The sequence below is a fragment of the Phyllobacterium sp. P5_D12 genome (assembly GCF_054049495.1).
The window spans coordinates 1-1,976 of record NZ_JBFUMG010000699.1; the positions used below are offsets into that span (position 1 = coordinate 1).

General features: G+C 55.6%; 2 protein-coding genes. One reads left to right on the plus strand and one right to left on the minus strand.

What is annotated here, in order from left to right; translation table 11 throughout:
- Nucleotides 1-755 (plus strand): nucleotide sugar dehydrogenase (locus tag ACXJ5O_RS25440; protein ID WP_457302334.1); only part of this gene is annotated, 755 nt, incomplete at its 5' end.
- Between the two features lie 12 nt (nucleotides 756-767).
- Here ACXJ5O_RS25440 and ACXJ5O_RS25445 read toward each other — a convergent pair.
- Nucleotides 768-1,922 carry a DUF3095 domain-containing protein gene (locus tag ACXJ5O_RS25445; protein ID WP_457302335.1) on the minus strand — a complete coding sequence of 385 codons (1,155 nt, stop codon included), beginning with the start codon at nucleotides 1,920-1,922 and terminating at the stop codon, nucleotides 768-770.
- Nucleotides 1,923-1,976: the final 54 nt, after the last annotated feature.

Here is a 1,976-nt window from a genome sequence, read left to right on the forward strand (position 1 = left end):
AGTTGATGCAGGCCTTTTATGGTGCGGCGGTAAAAACCGTGGTGCCGGTTTCGTCCAATGCGACGGCGGAAGCGGTCAAACTCACAGAAAACATCTTTAGATCGGTCAACATCGCGCTCGTCAACGAACTCAAGACTGTCTACGCGGCGATGGATATTGATATCTGGGAGGTCATCGAAGCAGCGAAGACCAAACCTTTTGGCTATATGCCCTTCTATCCTGGGCCAGGACTCGGCGGCCATTGCATTCCCATCGATCCGTTTTATCTGACGTGGAAGTCGCGTGAATATGAGCTACCGACTAGGTTCATCGAGCTGGCTGGCGAAATCAATTCCGCCATGCCGCGCCACGTCGTCAGCAAGCTTGCGGAGGCGCTTGATGTTCGGGCAGGCAAGGCGCTCAGCCGTTCTCGTATTCTTGTCCTGGGACTGGCTTACAAGAAGAATGTGCCGGATATCCGCGAGAGCCCGTCTTTGCGGCTGATCGAGATCATCGAGGAACGTGGTGGAACTGCGGATTATCATGATCCTTTCGTTGACGAAATCCCGACAACGCGTGAATACATGGCGTTGAAGGGTCGCAGGTCGGTGGACCTCAACGAGACTTCAATCAGATCCTACGACGCCATTCTGATCTCGACCGATCATGATCGCGTTGACTACGCCGCTCTGGCGAAATGGGCGCCTCTCATCCTCGATACGCGGAATGTTTTCACCAGGCTGGGACTGATGGCCGAGCATGTTGTGAAGGCGTAACCGGTTGACGTCCTAAGGCAGTTTCGCTTTCAGATTGCTTGCCGCCATAGCATAGCCACCCATTGCGCCATCGATAAAATGAATGTGGTCGTGGGCGCGTGGCGTCGGCACGAAACAGGTAATCAGCGCGGCATCCTGCCGGTGCAAGCCATATTGAACAATGCCCGTTTTTGAAGCGTTTTCGAGCAGCATTTCGATGCGGTGCGAACGCTGACCATCGATGTCGATGGTCATTTTGAGGCCGTCGTCGAATTTGCGGAAATCGGAATTTTGCGACAATTCGATTTTGTAGCGCTTGGGATCGAAACCGCCCGCAGTAAGTCCGAGCCTGTCGAGCAGAAAAGTTAAAATAATCTGTCCGATAATCGCGAGTTTGCGGGAAATGCGTTTACCCACCGGAGCGGTGGCCCGCGCTTCCACATCGACACCCTTGATCAACAAGTTTATCGGCGGGCCTTCGGCGGGAAGTGGGTGGGCGCCGCGGCTTTGCTCGGCTGTAACGGCAATGATATCGCTAACAAGCGTCTGGAATTCCTGGCTGGCACCTGATGGCCCCGGCACTGCGATGATCGACACGATTTCGCCGTTGCGTGCCTCAATCGGATTCCAGCGGCAGGAAAGACCGGTCAGGTCAGGCCTCGTACCGGAAGGAGCGGGTTCGATCGCGTAGGCGCCTGCTTTCATCTGTGCTTCCGCCCAACTCGCCCCACCTCCGGCAAACATCGCGTAAGAAACGTCGGGGCTCACCCTGAAGCGGGCGACCCGCACATCAAGGCCCTCATTCCGGATATCGCGCATCGGGACAAGGGCGGCACGCAGGTTCAACTGTAGTTCATCGGCAACCCATGATTGTACAGCTGCCAGAGCTTCGCGAGCGAGCGGAATGGTGAATGCCGGTAGTGCCACCAATGCCCCGTCGCCACCGAAAACAAAGGGATAGTTTTTCCTGTCGAGCACGTTGAGGAGAGCAGAGATGACACTTACGCCGGCCATGTTTACAGCCTTGTAGCGTCCTGCCTTGATCGCGAGTGTCGAATCAACAATATCGGCCGTTGCCAACACCCAGTCATCCGGGAGTGGCTTATAGTTGCCGGGGTCGGAAACACCCTCGAAGTGTTCGAAGACAGGGAGCGTTTCAAAGAAGTCGCCAGATGTTTCTGTGATCATGCACAAGGGTTAGCACAATCCAAAGTGGCGAGCGATGGGCGAACTGCATTGGGC